Origin of the sequence: Amycolatopsis keratiniphila subsp. keratiniphila, from assembly GCF_001620365.2 — a bacterium.
In the GTDB taxonomy this organism is placed as follows: Bacteria; Actinomycetota; Actinomycetes; order Mycobacteriales; family Pseudonocardiaceae; genus Amycolatopsis; species Amycolatopsis keratiniphila.
Genome location: NZ_LQMT02000021.1, coordinates 17,453 through 31,867, shown reverse-complemented (window position 1 = coordinate 31,867; position 14,415 = coordinate 17,453). Strand labels below are relative to the sequence as shown.

The following is a 14,415-nucleotide window of genomic DNA, read 5'->3' as shown; positions in this document are numbered from 1 at the left end:
GGCTCAGTTCTCCATCTCGGTGGCGGGGCGGCGGCGGAACACCCAGCCCCGCAGCAACAGGAAACGCAGGACGGTGGCCGCGAGGTTCGCGAGCACGAGCGCGGTGATCTCCAGCGCCAGCCCCGGCGCGGTCATCGTGTGCAGCAGCGCCAGCGCGCCACTGGTGAGCGCGAGCCCGAGACCGAACACGATGAGACCCTGGAACTGGTGCAGCCCGGCGCCTTGCTTGCCGCGGATGCCGAAGGTCAGGCGCCGGTTGAGCGCGGTGTTGCCGACCGCCGTCACCAGCAGTGCGACGAGGTTCGCCGCCTGCGCGCCGGTGAACGTCCGCAGCAGCAGGAAAAGCAAGAGGTAGGCGACGGTGCTGGCAACCCCGACGGCGGCGAACCGCACCAGCTGCCGCACCAGGCTCGGTGCCACCCCCGGCGCCTGGACCTGGATCGGTGCGCGGCCGAGTTGTTCGCGCAGGCCGCTGATCGGGATCCGGCCGGTCATCGTGGCCTTGGTCAGCCGGGCGATGCCTTTGAGGTCGGCGGTCGCCGTGGCGATGATGTTCACCGACGAATCCGGGTCGTCCACCCAGTCGACCGGGACCTCGTGGATCCGCAGCCCGGCCTTCTGCGCCAGCACGAGCAGTTCGGTGTCGAAGAACCAGCCGGTGTCCTGGATGTGGGGGAGCAGCCGCTCGGCGACGTCGGCGCGGATCGCCTTGAAGCCGCATTGCGCGTCGCTGAACCTCGCCGCCAGCGTGCCGCGCAGGATCAGGTTGTAGCAACGGGAAATGAACTCCCGCTTCGGCCCGCGCACCACCCGTGCGCCACGGGCGAGCCTGCTGCCGATGGCGAGGTCGGAGTGGCCGGACAGCAGTGGCGCGATGAGCGGCCCGAGCGCGGCCAGATCCGTCGAGAGGTCGACGTCCATGTAGGCGAGCACCGGAGCGTCCGAAGTGGACCAAACGGCGCGCAGTGCGCGGCCGCGGCCTTTTTCTTCGAGGTGCTGGACTTCGACCGCGTCGAACTCGCGGCCGAGCCGTTCCGCGACGCGCAGCGTGCCGTCGGTGCTGGCGTTGTCGGCGACGGTGATCCGGAACGGGTACGGGAATTGCTCCACGAGGTGCGCGTGCAGCCTGCGGATGCACGGTTCGAGGTCGTTCTCCTCGTTGTAGACCGGGATGACGACATCGAGCACGAGGGAACCGTCCGGGGCGATGGCGGGGCGGCGGCCGGTGTCGGCGCCGGAGAGGATCGCGGTTGTCATGACGTCAATCTCGGCCATCGCGCTGAGGTCGCCTTGTGCCCGAGCTGTGCTGTCGCTGTGTCCTGTCACGGGACTCACCGGCTCAGGTCGTAGACGGTGACACCGTCCACAGTGGTCGGTCGGTAGGTATCCGCGACCCAGGCGGCGATCCGCTCGGCGGCGTCGCTGCCGGTCTCCCCGCGCATCATCATGCCTTCGCCGAGGAAATAATGTATCCGTCCCTTTTGGACGAGTTCCTGGAATTGTTCGAGTGTGGGGGCCGGATCCGTGCCGTTGAACCCGCCGACGGCCATCACCGGCGCGCCGCTGCCGAGCTGATACCCCGCGGCGTTGTTGGAGCCGACGGTCGCCGCCGCCCAGGTGTAGTTCGCGCTGTCCTGCCGGATGAGGGCGGCCAGGGTGTCACCGGGCAGGCTCGTCCCGAGCAGCCCGCCGCCGCCCATCCGCATGCCCCGGCCCGTATCCGGCCCTGCTGAGGGAAGCGCGCCGGAATGCGGGGTGGCCGCCGTCGCGACCGTGTACACCCCCGTGCCTGCGAGAACCGTGACCAGTACGCCGAGGGCGACCAGACGCCTTGCCACGTCAGGCAAACGCGAGGCGAAGAACACCAGGAAGGCGCACAGGAGACCGGCCACGAGAATCGCGATCCCGAGCCCGGGAAGCCAGTCGGATTGCCGTGACACCAGGAGGTACGCCGTCAGGGCGGTCAGCCCCACTCCCGCGCTCAAGGTGCCCGCGGCGGCGGGATTCCCCCGTGCACGCCACAACTGTGTGCCCGCGATCCCGACGAGCGCGGCGACCGCCGGCGCGAGCGCGATCGTGTAGTAGGCGTGGATGATGCCGCCCATGTAGCTGAACACCACGGCGGTCACCAGGAACCAGCCACCCCAGACGATCAGCGCCGCCCGCCCGCGGTCGGTGCGCGGGGCACGGCGCGTGAACCACAGCCCGGCGGCCAGCGCGACGGCGGCGGCAGGCAGGAGCCAGGCGATCCCGCCCGCCATCTCGTCGCCGAACAACCGGTCCCAGCCCGTGCCGCCCCAGCCGCCGTTGGGATTCCCGCCGACACTCCCGACCTCGTTCCCGGTGATGCGGCCGAGGCCGTTGTAGCCGAAAGCCAGCTCCCACAGGCTGTTCTCCTGTGAGCCGCCGATGTAGGGCCGGTCCGCCGCGGGCCACAACGCGACGACGGCGAGATACCAGCCTGCCGAGACGAGGGTCGCGGCCAAAGCGCCGAACAGGTGCAAGAGACGTTTGGCAGGCGAGGCCGGCGCGGCGATCAGGTAGGCGAGCCCGAACGCGGGCAGCACCAGGAACGCCTGCAGCATCTTGGCGAGGAAGCCGAACCCGACGGCGACCCCGGCCAGCGCCAGCCAGCGCGGGCTCGCCTTCTCCAGCGCGCGGACGACGCAGTACGCGCCCGCGGTCAACAGCAGGACGAGCAACGCGTCGGGATTGTTGAAGCGGAACATCAGCGCGGCGGCCGGGGTGAGCGCGAGGACCGTGCCCGCCAGCAGCCCCGCCGCCGGACCGGACGTCCGGCGCACCGCGGCGTACAGCGACGCCACCGAGCCGACGCCCATCAACGCCTGCGGTACCAGGACACTCCACGCGTTGACACCGAACAGGCGCGCGGAAAGGCCCATGACCCACAACGCGGCCGGTGTCTTGTCGACCGTGATCGCGTTCGCGGCGTCGCTGGAGCCGAAGAACAACGCCTTCCAGCTCAGCGATCCGGCCTGCGCGGCCGCCGAGTAGAAGGCGTTGGCCCAGCCGGATTCCCCGAGGTTCCACAGGTACAGGACGGCGGTCGCGAGCAGCAGCGCGGCCAGCGACGGCCGGACCCAGCGCGGATCCGCGGGCCTGCCTCGGGCGGGGGGCGCGGTTCGATCGGCTTCGTCGCGGGAGGCGAGGAGGGTCATGGCCTCAGCGTCGGGGGCCGACCTGGGGCGTGGTTGTGCCGAAGCTGTGCACCCGCTGTGAGGATCCGATCACCGGAAGACGGACGGCGAATTCGGTGCGTCCCGGGCGGCTGTGCACCTCGATCGTGCCCTGATGGGCCACGACGATCGCCGACGCGATCGCCATCCCGAGCCCCGTGCCGCCCGCGGTCCGTGAGCGGGAGGAGTCACCGCGGGCGAAGCGTTCGAACACGCCCGGCAGGAGCTCCGGTGCGATACCGGGGCCGTCGTCGGTGACGGTGAGCACCGCGGCCCCGACGGGCGAGCGGGTCAGCGCGGTGACCACCACGGTGCCCGGCGGGGTGTGCGTGCGCGCGTTGGACAGCAGGTTCGCCAGCACCTGGTGCAGGCGCTGGACATCGCCGCGGACGAGGACGGGCACCGGCGGGAGCCGGAGTTCCCAGCGATGGTCCGGGCCCGCGACGTGCGCGTCGCCGACGGCGTCCGCGGCAAGCCGGGTGAGATCGACCTCGCCCGCTTCGAGCGGCCGCCCGGCGTCGAGTCTCGCCAGCAGGAGGAGGTCTTCGACCAGCGTCGTCATCCGGGCCGCCTCGGACTGGATCCGCGACATCGAACGCGCGACCTCCGGCGGTGCCAGCGCGCTGCCGCGGCCGGCGAGTTCGGCGTACCCGCGGATCGCCGCGAGCGGCGTGCGGAGTTCGTGGCTCGCGTCGGCGACGAACCGGCGGACCCGGGTCTCGCTGGCCTGCCGGGCTTCCAAGGCCCGAGCGATATGCCCGAGCATGAGGTTCAGCGCCGAACCGACTTGGCCGACCTCGGTCCGCGGATCGGTGTCGATCTCGGGCACCCGCACGGAAAGCGCGACCTGACCGCGGTCGAGGCGCATCGCCGACACCCGGCCCGCGGTCGCCGCGACCCGGTCGAGCGGCCGCAACGTGCGCCGGACGGCGAACGCGCCGAGGAACCCGGCGCCGGTGACACCCGCCGCAGCGACCCCGAACAGGATCCAGCGCACGGTGGCCAGGGTGTCCTGCATCGGCCCGAGCGGGAGCCCGGTGACGACCACGCCGCCGGGGATCGAGGAGGCCTGCACGCGGTAGTCGCCCAGCCCGCTCAGCGTCAGCGTCATCGGCGGCCGGTCCGCCGGGATCGAGAACAGCCCGGCCTCCTGCTCGGCCGACAGTCCTTGCGGAAGTCCTTGCACGGTAAGGACTCCCGCGTAGAGCACGCGGTCTCCGGAGACCCGCACGCTGAGCGTCCCGGAAGCCTGGCCCGGCGCGTTGAGCGGGTTGGGACCGAGGCCGTCTTCCGGCGGCCTGCTCGCGAAGTCGTGGGCGCGGTCCGACGCCGCCGAGAGCTGGTCGTCGATCTGGCGGGTGAGGAACGACCGCAGCGCGATCTCGCTGGCGACGCCGATCACCAGGCAGACGAACGTGAGCAGCAGGACCAGCGAGCCGGTCAGCTTGGCGCGCAGGGAAAGCCGCCCGGGCCGGGGCCACCGGCGCGGGCCGGTGGTCGGACCGGATGCCATGCCCCGAGCGTGCGCCGCGGTCGTATGCGCGCGTTGTGTCCCGCCTGTGAGCCCGCTGTGTGCCTAGGTCACGTACCTGTCTTCGGGCGACACATGTGATCAGACGGACGACACGCGTGTCCAGACGGACGCCTCGCGGCAGGATTGGTCACGTCCGAGTGTCGTCCACCCAATCACGCGTGTCGTCCGCCTGATCACACGCGTCGGCCACTCAGTCACGCAACCGAGTCGGTCCGGTGGTCGTGAGTGGCGATTCGGGTTAGAACACGAGTCGCCACTCACGACCCCATCGACGGCGCGATCATGTCGCGAAAGCCACTTTCGCGACGTCATATGTCCCGAAAGTGGCTTTCGCGACATATCGGAGGGGCTGTCGTGCGCGCCACCCTTATGGCCGGGGTCAGCGGTCGTAGTCGACGCCGAGTGCCGGGGAGGTGGCCACCGCGCGGCAGGTCAGGATCCGGCCCGCCGCGACCTCGTCGTCCCCGAGCGCGTAGTGCACGTCCATCCGGGCGTCGCCGTGCACCACGGTCGCCCGGCACGTGCCGCAAGCCCCGCCGACGCACGCGTACGGCGCGTCGACGCCGTGCCGGAGCGCGGCGCTGAGCACGGTTTCGCCCACTGTCGCGGGGATTTCGACGGTCTTCCCGCCGGCGGTCACCGTGAGCGTCGAGCCGGGGCGCCGCGAGGGGCGGACCGGAAGCGCGCCCTGGAACAGTTCGAAGTGGACGTTCTCCTCCGGGACGTCCCGGTCGGCCAGCGTGCGGCGGGCCATGTCGACGAGGTCGCGCGGGCCGCACAGGAACCAGTCGTCCACCTTCGCCGGGTGCAGCCGTGCCTGCAGCAGCGCGCGGAGGCGGGTGCCGTCGAGGCGGCCGCGCTGGTAGCGCTCGTGCGAGATGGCCAGCGCCTCGCCGACGATGTCGAACGGCTTTTCGAGCCGTTGCGTGCGCAGGTCGGGGTCGCGTTCGTCGGTGCGGTAGTGCACGACGTGCAGCCGTCCGCCCAGCCCAGCGGCGAGTTCGCGGAGCTCGTCGGCGAACATCGTGCTGGCGCCGGAGGTGTTGATGTACAGCAAGGTCGCCTTGCTGTTCGGCTCGTTCCCCAGGGTCGCGGCCAGGATCGACAGGATCGGCGTGATCCCGCTGCCCGCGGCGAGCGCGACGTAGCGGCCGGCGCGGCCCCGCTCCGGGATCAGCGTGAACTCGCCGTCCGGCGGCAGGACGTCCAGGACGTCGCCCGCCGCGAGCTCCGTGGTGGCGAAAGTCGAGAACGCGCCGCCGAGCTGGTGCTTGATCGCGATCCGCAGCACGCCGGAGTCCGGCGTCGAGCAGATCGAATAGGCGCGCCGCACCTCTTCACCGTCGACCTCCGCGCGGATGACGAGGTGCTGGCCGGGGGTGAAACGGAAGGTCTCGCGCAGCCGCTCCGGCACGTCGAACGTCACGGTGACGGCGCCCTCGCACAGCGGCCGGACCTCGGCGACCCGCAGCGAGTGGAACCGGCTCGGCCGCAGCGGCTGGTGCGCGGGCGGCTCCTCGTCGAACGAGCCGGTGAGCCGTCGCCATTCGCGGTACTCCGAGGCCGTCAGCTCGCGGCCCCACGGGGTCGCGATCGGGACGTCCCTGGCGAGGTAGGCGTCGCGGTTGTCCCGCCACGTGCGCAGGTACCGGTAGAACGGGATCGCCGGGTGGAGATGGTGCACCAGGTGGTAGTTCTGGCACAGCATGATCGGCGTCATCAGCCATTCGAGCCCGACGCGGACGCGGGTGGCGCCGAACCGGTTCTGCCGCTGCGCGCCGAGGTCGTGATGCGGGAGCCAGTCGAACCACCAGGCCAGCACGGCCAGCCCGACACGCTGCGGGATCAGGTAGACCATCAGCAGTTCCCAGCCGTGGCCGCTCACGGTCAGCCAGGCGAACGCGGCGAGGCTCAGCGTCACGACGGCCGCGGTCTCGATCCGCTCCGACGGCGGCCGTGTGCGCTGCCGTGCCACGTAGAAGCGGGCGTACCAGAAGTCGATGGTCAGCCAGCGCAGCGGCAACTGCCACCACGGCCCGTGCGCGGTCCAGGCGTCGGGGTCGGTGTGGGCGTCCTCGTTGGTGTTGCGGTGGTGCTCCAGATGGATGTAGCGCACCAGGGGGAAGGAGCCGTAGGCGGCCACGAACGGCATCGCGAGCCTGCCGAGCAGTTCGTTGACCCAGGTGAGCCGCCCGGCCGCGTGATGCGTCGACTCGTGCAGCACGGTGAACATGGTGAAGGTGACGAGCGCGTGCAGGGGAATGGTCACCCAGAGCGGCGCGGCATCGTTGACGACCAGCCAGGTGGCGCCCGTCCAGACCATGGCGCCACCGGTGAACAGCAGCACCGTCGGCACCGAGACCAGTGGCAACGGGATCCGCGGGTTGGGCACGCCGCGTCTGGGGCTTCTCGCGGGTGATTCCCCCGTGTCCTCGGACCGGGTTACGGCGACGGTCATCGATCGTTCCCCCTCGGTCGATGGCTACCGGGTCGAGCCAGCACACCGTAGACAATTAGTACTGGTTTGTAAACTTCATCCGATCGCCGAAACGCCTCGTCACGGCGTCCGATGGTGAAGCGTGGCACGCATCCGTGTCCAGGAAAGGGCCGGTTCGTAACAGAGAAGAACCGAAAACTCGTCCGATCGGGTGGTCGGGGGCCTGATGGTCCGACGTCGTTCGAAACCTGTGACCGGCGGGCGAGGGCGGGCTGATGGCCCCGGGCCCGGACCGGGAAGGGACACGGCCTAGACTCGGACGGCCCGGTCTGCAAGGTGACCAGGGCACATCCGCCGTCGAAGACATGCGGATGCCCCAACACATCGTTTACCGCTCGAGGAGAATACGTTGAAGAGCACCGTCGAGCAGCTCAGCCCGACGCGAGTCAAGATCAATGTCGAGGTGCCGTTCGACGAGCTCAAGCCGAACTTCGACCGCGCCTACCGCAAGATCGCCCAGCAGGTGCGCATCCCCGGCTTCCGCCCGGGCAAGGCGCCGGCTCGCGTGCTGGAAAGCCGGATCGGGCGAGCCCCGGTGCTCGACGAGGTCGTCAACGAGGTCATTCCGGCCAAGTACATGGAAGCCGTGCGCGCGGGCGAGGTCCGCACGCTGGGCCAGCCCGAGTTCGAGGTGACCAAGCTGGAGGACCGCGAGGTCCTCGAGTTCACCGCCGAAGTCGACGTCCGCCCGGAGATCTCGCTGCCCGACCTCGAGGGCTTCGCGGTCAGCGTCGACGACGTCGAACTGACCGACGCCGAGGTCGACGAGCAGCTCGACGAGCTGCGCGCCCGCTTCGGCACGCTGACCGGTGTCGACCGCCCGGCCGAGAACGGCGACTTCGTCTCGATCGACCTGTCGGCCACCGTCGACGGCCAGGAGGTCGAGGAGGCCTCGACCACCGGCCTGTCCTACGAGATCGGCTCCGGTCAGCTCGTCGACGGCATCGACGAGGCGATCATCGGCGCGAAGGCCGGCGAGACCAAGACCTTCACCACGAAGCTGGTCGCCGGCGAGCACACCGGCAAGGACGCCGACGTCACCGTCACCGTGCAGACCATCAAGCAGCGCGAGCTGCCCGAGGCGGACGACGAGTTCGCCCAGATGGCGAGCGAGTTCGACACGATCGACGAGCTGAAGGGTGACCTTCGCGAGCGCCTCGGCCGCGTCAAGAAGATGCAGCAGGGCGTCCAGGCCCGTGACAAGGTCCTCGAGGAGCTCCTCGAGCGCACCGAGGTCGCGATCCCGGAGAAGGTCCTCGAGGCCGAGATCGAGAACCGCAAGCACGACGCGATCCACCCCTTCGACCACGACGAGGCGCAGTTCGCGAAGGCGCTGGAGGCCGAAGGCCGCACGATCGAAGAGTTCGACACCGAGGTCCGCGAGGAGTCGGAGAAGGCGGTCCGCACGCAGCTGCTGCTGGACAGCATCGCCGACGCCGAGCAGACGTCGGTCAACGACGGCGAGCTCACCGAACGCATCATCTACCAGGCGCAGCGCTTCGGCGTCAGCCCGGACGAGTACGTCCAGCGGGCGCAGCAGTCCGGTCAGCTGACCGCGATCTACGCCGACGTCCGCCGCGGCAAGGCGCTGGCCTCTGTGGTCCGCAAGACCACGGTGACCGACGCCTCCGGCGCCACGGTCGACCTCGAAGAGCTCTTCGGCCCCGCAGCCGAGGAGACGCAGGTCACCGAGGAGACCGCGAAGACTGCGGCCGAGTAGGGAATATCCGGTCCGGTCGAAACGGACCGTAAAGCTGTAAGCGAACTTGGGCGGTGTCAGGCATTCTGCACCGCCCAAGTTCGTTAGGGTCGGTTGCAAGATCCTCAAGCATCTGGACATACGCGGCGGCGAACGTTCCACCCGCCGCCGTCGGCGAAAAGGCAGGCATGACGTGACGCAGCACACGCCCCAGGCGCGGACCGGTACCGCAGGGCTCAACCTCACCGACTCGGTCTTCGAGCGGTTGCTCCAGGAGCGCATCGTCGTCCTCGGCTCCGAGGTCAACGACGAGGTCGCCAACCGGATCACCGCCCAGTTGTTGCTGCTCGACGCAGACGACTCCGAGTCGGACATCCGCTTCTACATCAACTCGCCCGGTGGCTCGGTCACCGCGGGTTTCGCGATCTACGACACCATGCAGCTGATCCGCCCGGACGTCGCGACCTACGCGATGGGCCTGGCCGCGTCGATGGGGCAGTTCCTGCTCTCCTCCGGCACGCCCGGCAAGCGGTACGCGCTGCAGCACGCGCGCATCCTCATGCACCAGCCCTCGGCGGGGGTCGGCGGCACGGCCTCCGACATCGCCATCCAGGCCGAGGTGTTCGGCAAGTGGAAGCAGGAGCTGGCCCGGATCACCGCCGAGCAGACCGGCCAGACGGTCGAGCAGATCGTCAAGGACGGTGACCGCGACCGCTGGTTCACCGCGCAGGAGGCGAAGGACTACGGCTTCGTGGACCAGGTCCTCACTCGTGAGAACCCGCTTCCCAACAGCTGATCCGCGCCCGGCACACAGGAGAATTTCATGAGCAACTTCCAGCTTCCGATCGGGTCGCAGGCGCCCGGGATGCAGTCGCGGCTCCAGCTGCCGCAGTCGCGGTACGTCCTGCCCTCGTACGTCGAGCGCACGAGCTACGGCATCAAGGAATCGAACCCGTACAACAAGCTGTACGAAGAGCGTCAGATCATGCTCGGCGTGCAGATCGACGACGCGTCGGCCAACGACGTGATGGTCCAGCTGCTCCACCTCGAGCACGAGGACCCGGACCGCGACATCATGATCCTGATCAACTCGCCCGGTGGCTCGTTCACCGCGCTGATGGCGATCTACGACACGATGCAGTACGTCCGCCCGGACATCGTCACCATGTGCATCGGCCAGGCCGCCTCGGCCGCCGCGGTGCTGCTGGCCGCCGGTACCCCCGGCAAGCGGTTCACGCTGCCGAACTCGCGCGTGCTGATCCACCAGCCCGCCACCGAGGGCACCTACGGCCAGGTGTCGGACCTGGAGATCCAGGCCAACGAGATCCAGCGGGTGCGGCGCCAGATGGAGGTCATCCTGGCGAAGCACACCAAGAAGGACGCCGACGAGGTCAAGAAGGACATCGAGCGCGACAAGATCCTGACGGCCGACGAGGCCAAGGCGTACGGGATCGTCGACGAGGTGCTCGAGTACCGCAAGGCTTCGAGCAGCTGATCGAGGGAGGGGCCGGTGCGTGTCGGGAGACGACACGCACCGGACCCCTGGTCTATGGTCAGCTTCTGGCGTGCTCAGATATGACGTTGGTTCTCCCGTCGGCGGCATCGGACGGGTACCGTCAGTGGCAGTGTGTGAGGCTCCGAGAGGTCATCCGTGACCGGGGCGGTAAGACAGTCAGGCGCGTATCGCGCCGGAGGGGACGAGGTCAACGGCCATGGCACGGATCGGTGACGGCGGCGACCTGCTGAAATGTTCTTTCTGCGGCAAGAGCCAGAAGCAGGTGAAGAAGCTCATTGCCGGCCCCGGGGTCTACATCTGCGATGAGTGCATCGATCTCTGCAACGAGATCATCGAAGAGGAACTGGCCGAGGCCGGCGAGGTCAAGCTCGACGAGCTGCCCAAACCCGCCGAGATCCACGAGTTCCTCGAGCAGTACATCATCGGCCAGGACGACGCGAAGCGTTCGCTGGCCGTGGCGGTGTACAACCACTACAAGCGTGTGCAGTCCGACGACAAGGCCGGGCCGAAGGATTCCAAGGACGAGACCGTCGAGCTGGCGAAGTCCAACATCCTGATGCTCGGGCCGACGGGCTGCGGCAAGACCTATCTGGCCCAGACCCTGGCGAAGATGTTGAACGTCCCGTTCGCGATCGCGGACGCCACGGCGCTCACCGAGGCCGGGTACGTGGGCGAGGACGTCGAGAACATCCTGCTCAAGCTGATCCAGGCGGCGGATTACGACGTCAAGCGCGCCGAGACGGGCATCATCTACATCGACGAGGTCGACAAGATCGCCCGCAAGTCGGAGAATCCGTCGATCACCCGCGACGTGTCCGGTGAGGGCGTGCAGCAGGCGCTGCTGAAGATCCTCGAGGGCACCACCGCCTCGGTGCCGCCGCAGGGCGGCCGCAAGCACCCGCACCAGGAGTTCATCCAGATCGACACGACGAACGTGCTGTTCATCGTGGCCGGCGCGTTCGCCGGGCTGGAGAAGATCATCAACGAGCGGGTCGGCAAACGCGGCCTCGGGTTCGGCGCGGAGATCCGCACCAAGGCCGAGATCGACGAGAGCGACATCTTCTCCGACACCATGCCGGAGGACCTGATCAAGTTCGGGCTGATCCCGGAGTTCATCGGGCGTCTCCCGGTCGTGGCGACGGTGACCCACCTCGACAAGGACTCGCTGGTCAGCATCCTGACCACGCCGCGCAACGCGCTGGTGAAGCAGTACAAGAAGCTCTTCGAGATGGACAACGTCGAGCTGGAGTTCACCAAGACCGCGCTCGAGGCCATCGCCGATCAGGCCGTGCTCCGCGGCACCGGCGCCCGCGGCCTGCGCGCGATCATGGAAGAGGTCCTGCAGCCGGTCATGTACGACATCCCCAGCCGCGACGACGTCGCGAAGGTCGTCATCACCGAGCAGACCGTCCGCGAGAACGTGAACCCGACGATCGTGGCGCGTCAGCCGTCACGCCGTCGAAGCAGCGAGCGCGGCGAGAAGTCCGCCTGAGAAAGGCTGTTTCGTCACCGATGCCCCGGCCGGATCCACCCGGCCGGGGCATCGGTTTCTCCGGCCCGGTCCGGCCGGTGACCGGACCGGGATAGGATGCGAAGGTGCCGCTGACTCCCACGAAGGACGAGAACGAGGCTCCCGAGCTGGAAGCCGCGAGTCCACGCGAGGTCAGGGGACTCGTCGAACTCACCGAACGCATCGTCGTCGGGGCCTACCGCGGGCATCCGTGGCTCCCGCGGGCGCTGACGATCGCGCTGGGCGTGCTCGTGGCGACCTGCCTGGTGGCCGGGGTCGTCCGCTTGTCGCCACTGCCGCTGATCCCGTTGCCGTTCTTCGCCGTTTCGGCGTATGCGCTCGTCCGGCTCAAGGCGGCGAAAAGTGCTGAGGCGAACCAGTCGCTGGTCGCCTGGACGGGACTGTTCACCGGTGCGACGCTCGCCGGATTCTGGCTGATCTCGATGGCGGGACGCTGGCTCGGCTGATCGGCCCGGCGCCGTTTCGGCGATTTCCCTCCGTTAGCAGGGTTTCAGAATCGTCTTCACGGGGTAAGACGAGTCCGTGACAGTCACCGCGGGTCTCTTCTCCCACGTGGGCCTGCTCTACTCCGGTGACACCGAGTACCTGGACGGTACGGTTCCGTACATCCTGGAGGGCCTGAAGCTCGGCCAGCCCGTCGCGGTGGCCGTGCCGGGCCGGAACCTGGCGCTGATCGAAGCCGCCTTGGGCGATTCCGCGGCCGGGGTCGAGCTCATCGACATGACCGAGGCGGGCCGCAATCCCGGCCGCATCCTCCCCGGCGTGCTGCTCGCGTTCGCGGACCACCGCCCGGGGCCGGTGCGGATCATCGGTGAACCGATCTGGGCGGGCCGGTCGGCGCTGGAGTACCCGGCCTGCGCGCAGCACGAGGCGCTGATCAACTTCGCCTTCGGGGACCGCGAGCTGAGCATTCTCTGCCCGTACGACCGCAACCGGCTCGAAGACGACGTCCTGGCCGACGCCGAGCGGACCCATCCGACGCTGTCCGGCGCCGGGGGAGACCGCCCGAGCGCGGGGTACGCCCCTGACGCGGTCGTCGAGAAGTACAACCTCCCATTGCCCGAACCGCGGGCGGCCGACGCGTTCCGTTTCGACCTCGCCCGGCTCGGCGCGGTGCGGAGTTTCGCGCAGGACCGGGCCGAGGAGTACGGGCTCGCTTTGGAGCGCGTGGAAGACCTCGTGCTCGCCGTGGCCGAACTGTCCGCCAACAGCGTGCTGCACGGTTCGGGGCACGGTGTCGTCCGTGTCTGGCGTGAAGAGGGCTACGTGCTCTGTGAGGTCATCGACGAGGGCACGCTGAGCGATCCGCTGGCAGGCCGCCGTCCCGCCTCGCCGGGGCAGATCGGCGGACGGGGCCTGGTGCTGGTGAACCAGGTGGCCGACCTGGTCCGGCAGTACCTGAGACCGGGGTCGACCGTGACCAGGATCTACTTCCGCGTCTGAGGGGCCTCAGGTGTTCTTCGGGACGTGCTTGCCGAGGAACGCGACCAGGCTCGGCACGACCGTGCGGTTGAAGGCGTCGCCGTGCTTGCCGCGCGAGGTGTGCGCGACCATGGGCCGCGCCTCGGCGATGAACTTCCGCACCCCGCCGATGAACGGGTCTTCGGTCCCGCACCAGATGCCGGTCGGCACGCTCTTGGTGACGTCGATGTGGCGCAGTGGGTCCAGCGATCCCCAGTCGGCGGCGTCGCGGAACGCGCGCCGTTTGCTCATCTCGGCCCACGACGTGATCAGCGCGGGCGCGAGGGCCGCGACCGCGGCGGGCCGGCGGCGGCGTTCGAGACGGCGCCGGGTGTACAGCAGCGCGCCGAAGCCGCCCATCGAAAGCCCGGTGGCGGCGAACGGCTGGCCGTCCCGGCCGCCGAGGCCGCGCGCGGCGAGCCAGCGGGGGACCTCTTCGAGCAGCATCGCCATCGGGTTGTCACCCGGCTTGTTCTCGTGCCAGTAGTGGTCTCCGCCGTCGACGGCGACGAACCCGAACGGGGGCACCGCCTTGCGGGCGACGTCGCTGCCGAGCTGCTTCAGCAGTCCTGTCGGGGCCGCGTGCCGCGCGGTGCCGTGGAGGCCGTGCAGCATCAGCGACATCGGCAGGCCCTTGGGCGGCGCCTTGGTCGGCAGCATGAGTACGAGGTCGACCTCGCGGCCGCGGGCTTCGGAGTAGACGCGCTCGACACGTGGGCTGCCCAGCTGGGTGGCCGGGGTCGGCGACGCGACGCCGAGCGCCCGCTGGAGCGCTTCGCTGAACGGCAGGGCTCCGGTGGCCGTTCCGGCGGCGAGCCCGGCGACCCCGAGGCCGGAGGCGCCCGCGATCAGCACGGAACGACGGCTCAGCCACCGGCGGGCGCCGTCCACCCCCGGCAGCGTCGTGTGCCCCTGGTCGTCCTCGTTCACCGATCCCCGATCCCCCTGTTGAGCTTCCACCAGGTCAGACGCGCGTTTCC

General features: G+C 69.5%; 11 protein-coding genes. 6 read left to right on the top strand and 5 right to left on the bottom strand.

Annotated elements, in window-relative coordinates; genetic code table 11:
• Nucleotides 1–3 precede the first annotated feature (3 nt).
• The 4 genes from AVR91_RS21810 to AVR91_RS21795 form a co-directional block, all read right to left on the bottom strand.
• Nucleotides 4–1,257, bottom strand: coding sequence for a bifunctional glycosyltransferase family 2/GtrA family protein (locus AVR91_RS21810; RefSeq protein WP_228709283.1), 1,254 nt, complete (start codon nt 1,255–1,257; stop codon nt 4–6).
• A 74-nt stretch (nt 1,258–1,331) separates the two neighbouring features.
• Complete coding sequence (locus tag AVR91_RS21805) at nt 1,332–3,179, bottom strand: ArnT family glycosyltransferase (protein ID WP_083737692.1); 1,848 nt, start codon at nt 3,177–3,179, stop codon at nt 1,332–1,334.
• A gap of 4 nt (nt 3,180–3,183) precedes the next feature.
• Complete coding sequence (locus AVR91_RS21800) at nt 3,184–4,710, bottom strand: sensor histidine kinase (RefSeq protein WP_063276930.1); 1,527 nt, start codon at nt 4,708–4,710, stop codon at nt 3,184–3,186.
• Nucleotides 4,711–5,110: 400 nt separating this feature from the next.
• Nucleotides 5,111–7,123 (bottom strand): fatty acid desaturase, encoded by a 2,013-nt coding sequence (locus AVR91_RS21795; RefSeq protein ID WP_083737690.1) that lies wholly within the window; start codon nt 7,121–7,123, stop codon nt 5,111–5,113.
• Between the two features lie 454 nt (nt 7,124–7,577).
• On the opposite strand from AVR91_RS21795, the gene tig reads away from it, so the two are divergent.
• The 6 genes from tig to AVR91_RS21765 all read left to right on the top strand — a co-directional run bounded on the left by tig (nt 7,578) and on the right by AVR91_RS21765 (nt 13,417).
• The gene (gene tig, locus AVR91_RS21790; protein WP_063276928.1) at nt 7,578–8,948 is read left to right on the top strand and encodes a trigger factor; all 1,371 of its coding nucleotides are present in this window, start codon (nt 7,578–7,580) and stop codon (nt 8,946–8,948) included.
• Nucleotides 8,949–9,120: 172 nt separating this feature from the next.
• Nucleotides 9,121–9,723 carry a ClpP family protease gene (locus tag AVR91_RS21785; RefSeq protein WP_016332353.1) on the top strand — a complete coding sequence of 201 codons (603 nt, stop codon included), beginning with the start codon at nt 9,121–9,123 and terminating at the stop codon, nt 9,721–9,723.
• A gap of 27 nt (nt 9,724–9,750) precedes the next feature.
• Entirely contained in the window at nt 9,751–10,422 is a 672-nt protein-coding gene (locus AVR91_RS21780) for an ATP-dependent Clp protease proteolytic subunit (protein WP_063276927.1), read from the top strand.
• Nucleotides 10,423–10,639: 217 nt separating this feature from the next.
• Nucleotides 10,640–11,935: an ATP-dependent Clp protease ATP-binding subunit ClpX gene (clpX, locus tag AVR91_RS21775; protein ID WP_016332355.1), complete on the top strand. Its 1,296-nt coding sequence runs from the start codon at nt 10,640–10,642 to the stop codon at nt 11,933–11,935.
• 104 nt (nt 11,936–12,039) lie between these two features.
• The gene (locus tag AVR91_RS21770; RefSeq protein ID WP_063276926.1) at nt 12,040–12,420 is read left to right on the top strand and encodes a hypothetical protein; all 381 of its coding nucleotides are present in this window, start codon (nt 12,040–12,042) and stop codon (nt 12,418–12,420) included.
• A 76-nt stretch (nt 12,421–12,496) separates the two neighbouring features.
• Nucleotides 12,497–13,417 carry a sensor histidine kinase gene (locus AVR91_RS21765; protein ID WP_267284124.1) on the top strand — a complete coding sequence of 307 codons (921 nt, stop codon included), beginning with the start codon at nt 12,497–12,499 and terminating at the stop codon, nt 13,415–13,417.
• A gap of 6 nt (nt 13,418–13,423) precedes the next feature.
• On the opposite strand, the gene AVR91_RS21760 is transcribed toward AVR91_RS21765, so the two are convergent.
• Nucleotides 13,424–14,365, bottom strand: coding sequence for an alpha/beta hydrolase (locus AVR91_RS21760; protein WP_063276924.1), 942 nt, complete (start codon nt 14,363–14,365; stop codon nt 13,424–13,426).
• Between the last annotated feature and the right edge of the window lie 50 nt (nt 14,366–14,415).

Bases quoted from the DNA above. Each gene is read 5' to 3' on its own strand.
- AVR91_RS21810 (WP_228709283.1), bottom strand. From the start codon at position 1,257: ATGACAACCGCGATCCTCTCCGGCGCCGACACCGGCCGCCGCCCCGCC.
- AVR91_RS21805 (WP_083737692.1), bottom strand. From the start codon at position 3,179: ATGACCCTCCTCGCCTCCCGCGACGAAGCCGATCGAACCGCGCCCCCC.
- AVR91_RS21800 (WP_063276930.1), bottom strand. From the start codon at position 4,710: ATGGCATCCGGTCCGACCACCGGCCCGCGCCGGTGGCCCCGGCCCGGG.
- AVR91_RS21780 (WP_063276927.1), top strand. From the start codon at position 9,751: ATGAGCAACTTCCAGCTTCCGATCGGGTCGCAGGCGCCCGGGATGCAG.
- clpX (WP_016332355.1), top strand. From the start codon at position 10,640: ATGGCACGGATCGGTGACGGCGGCGACCTGCTGAAATGTTCTTTCTGC.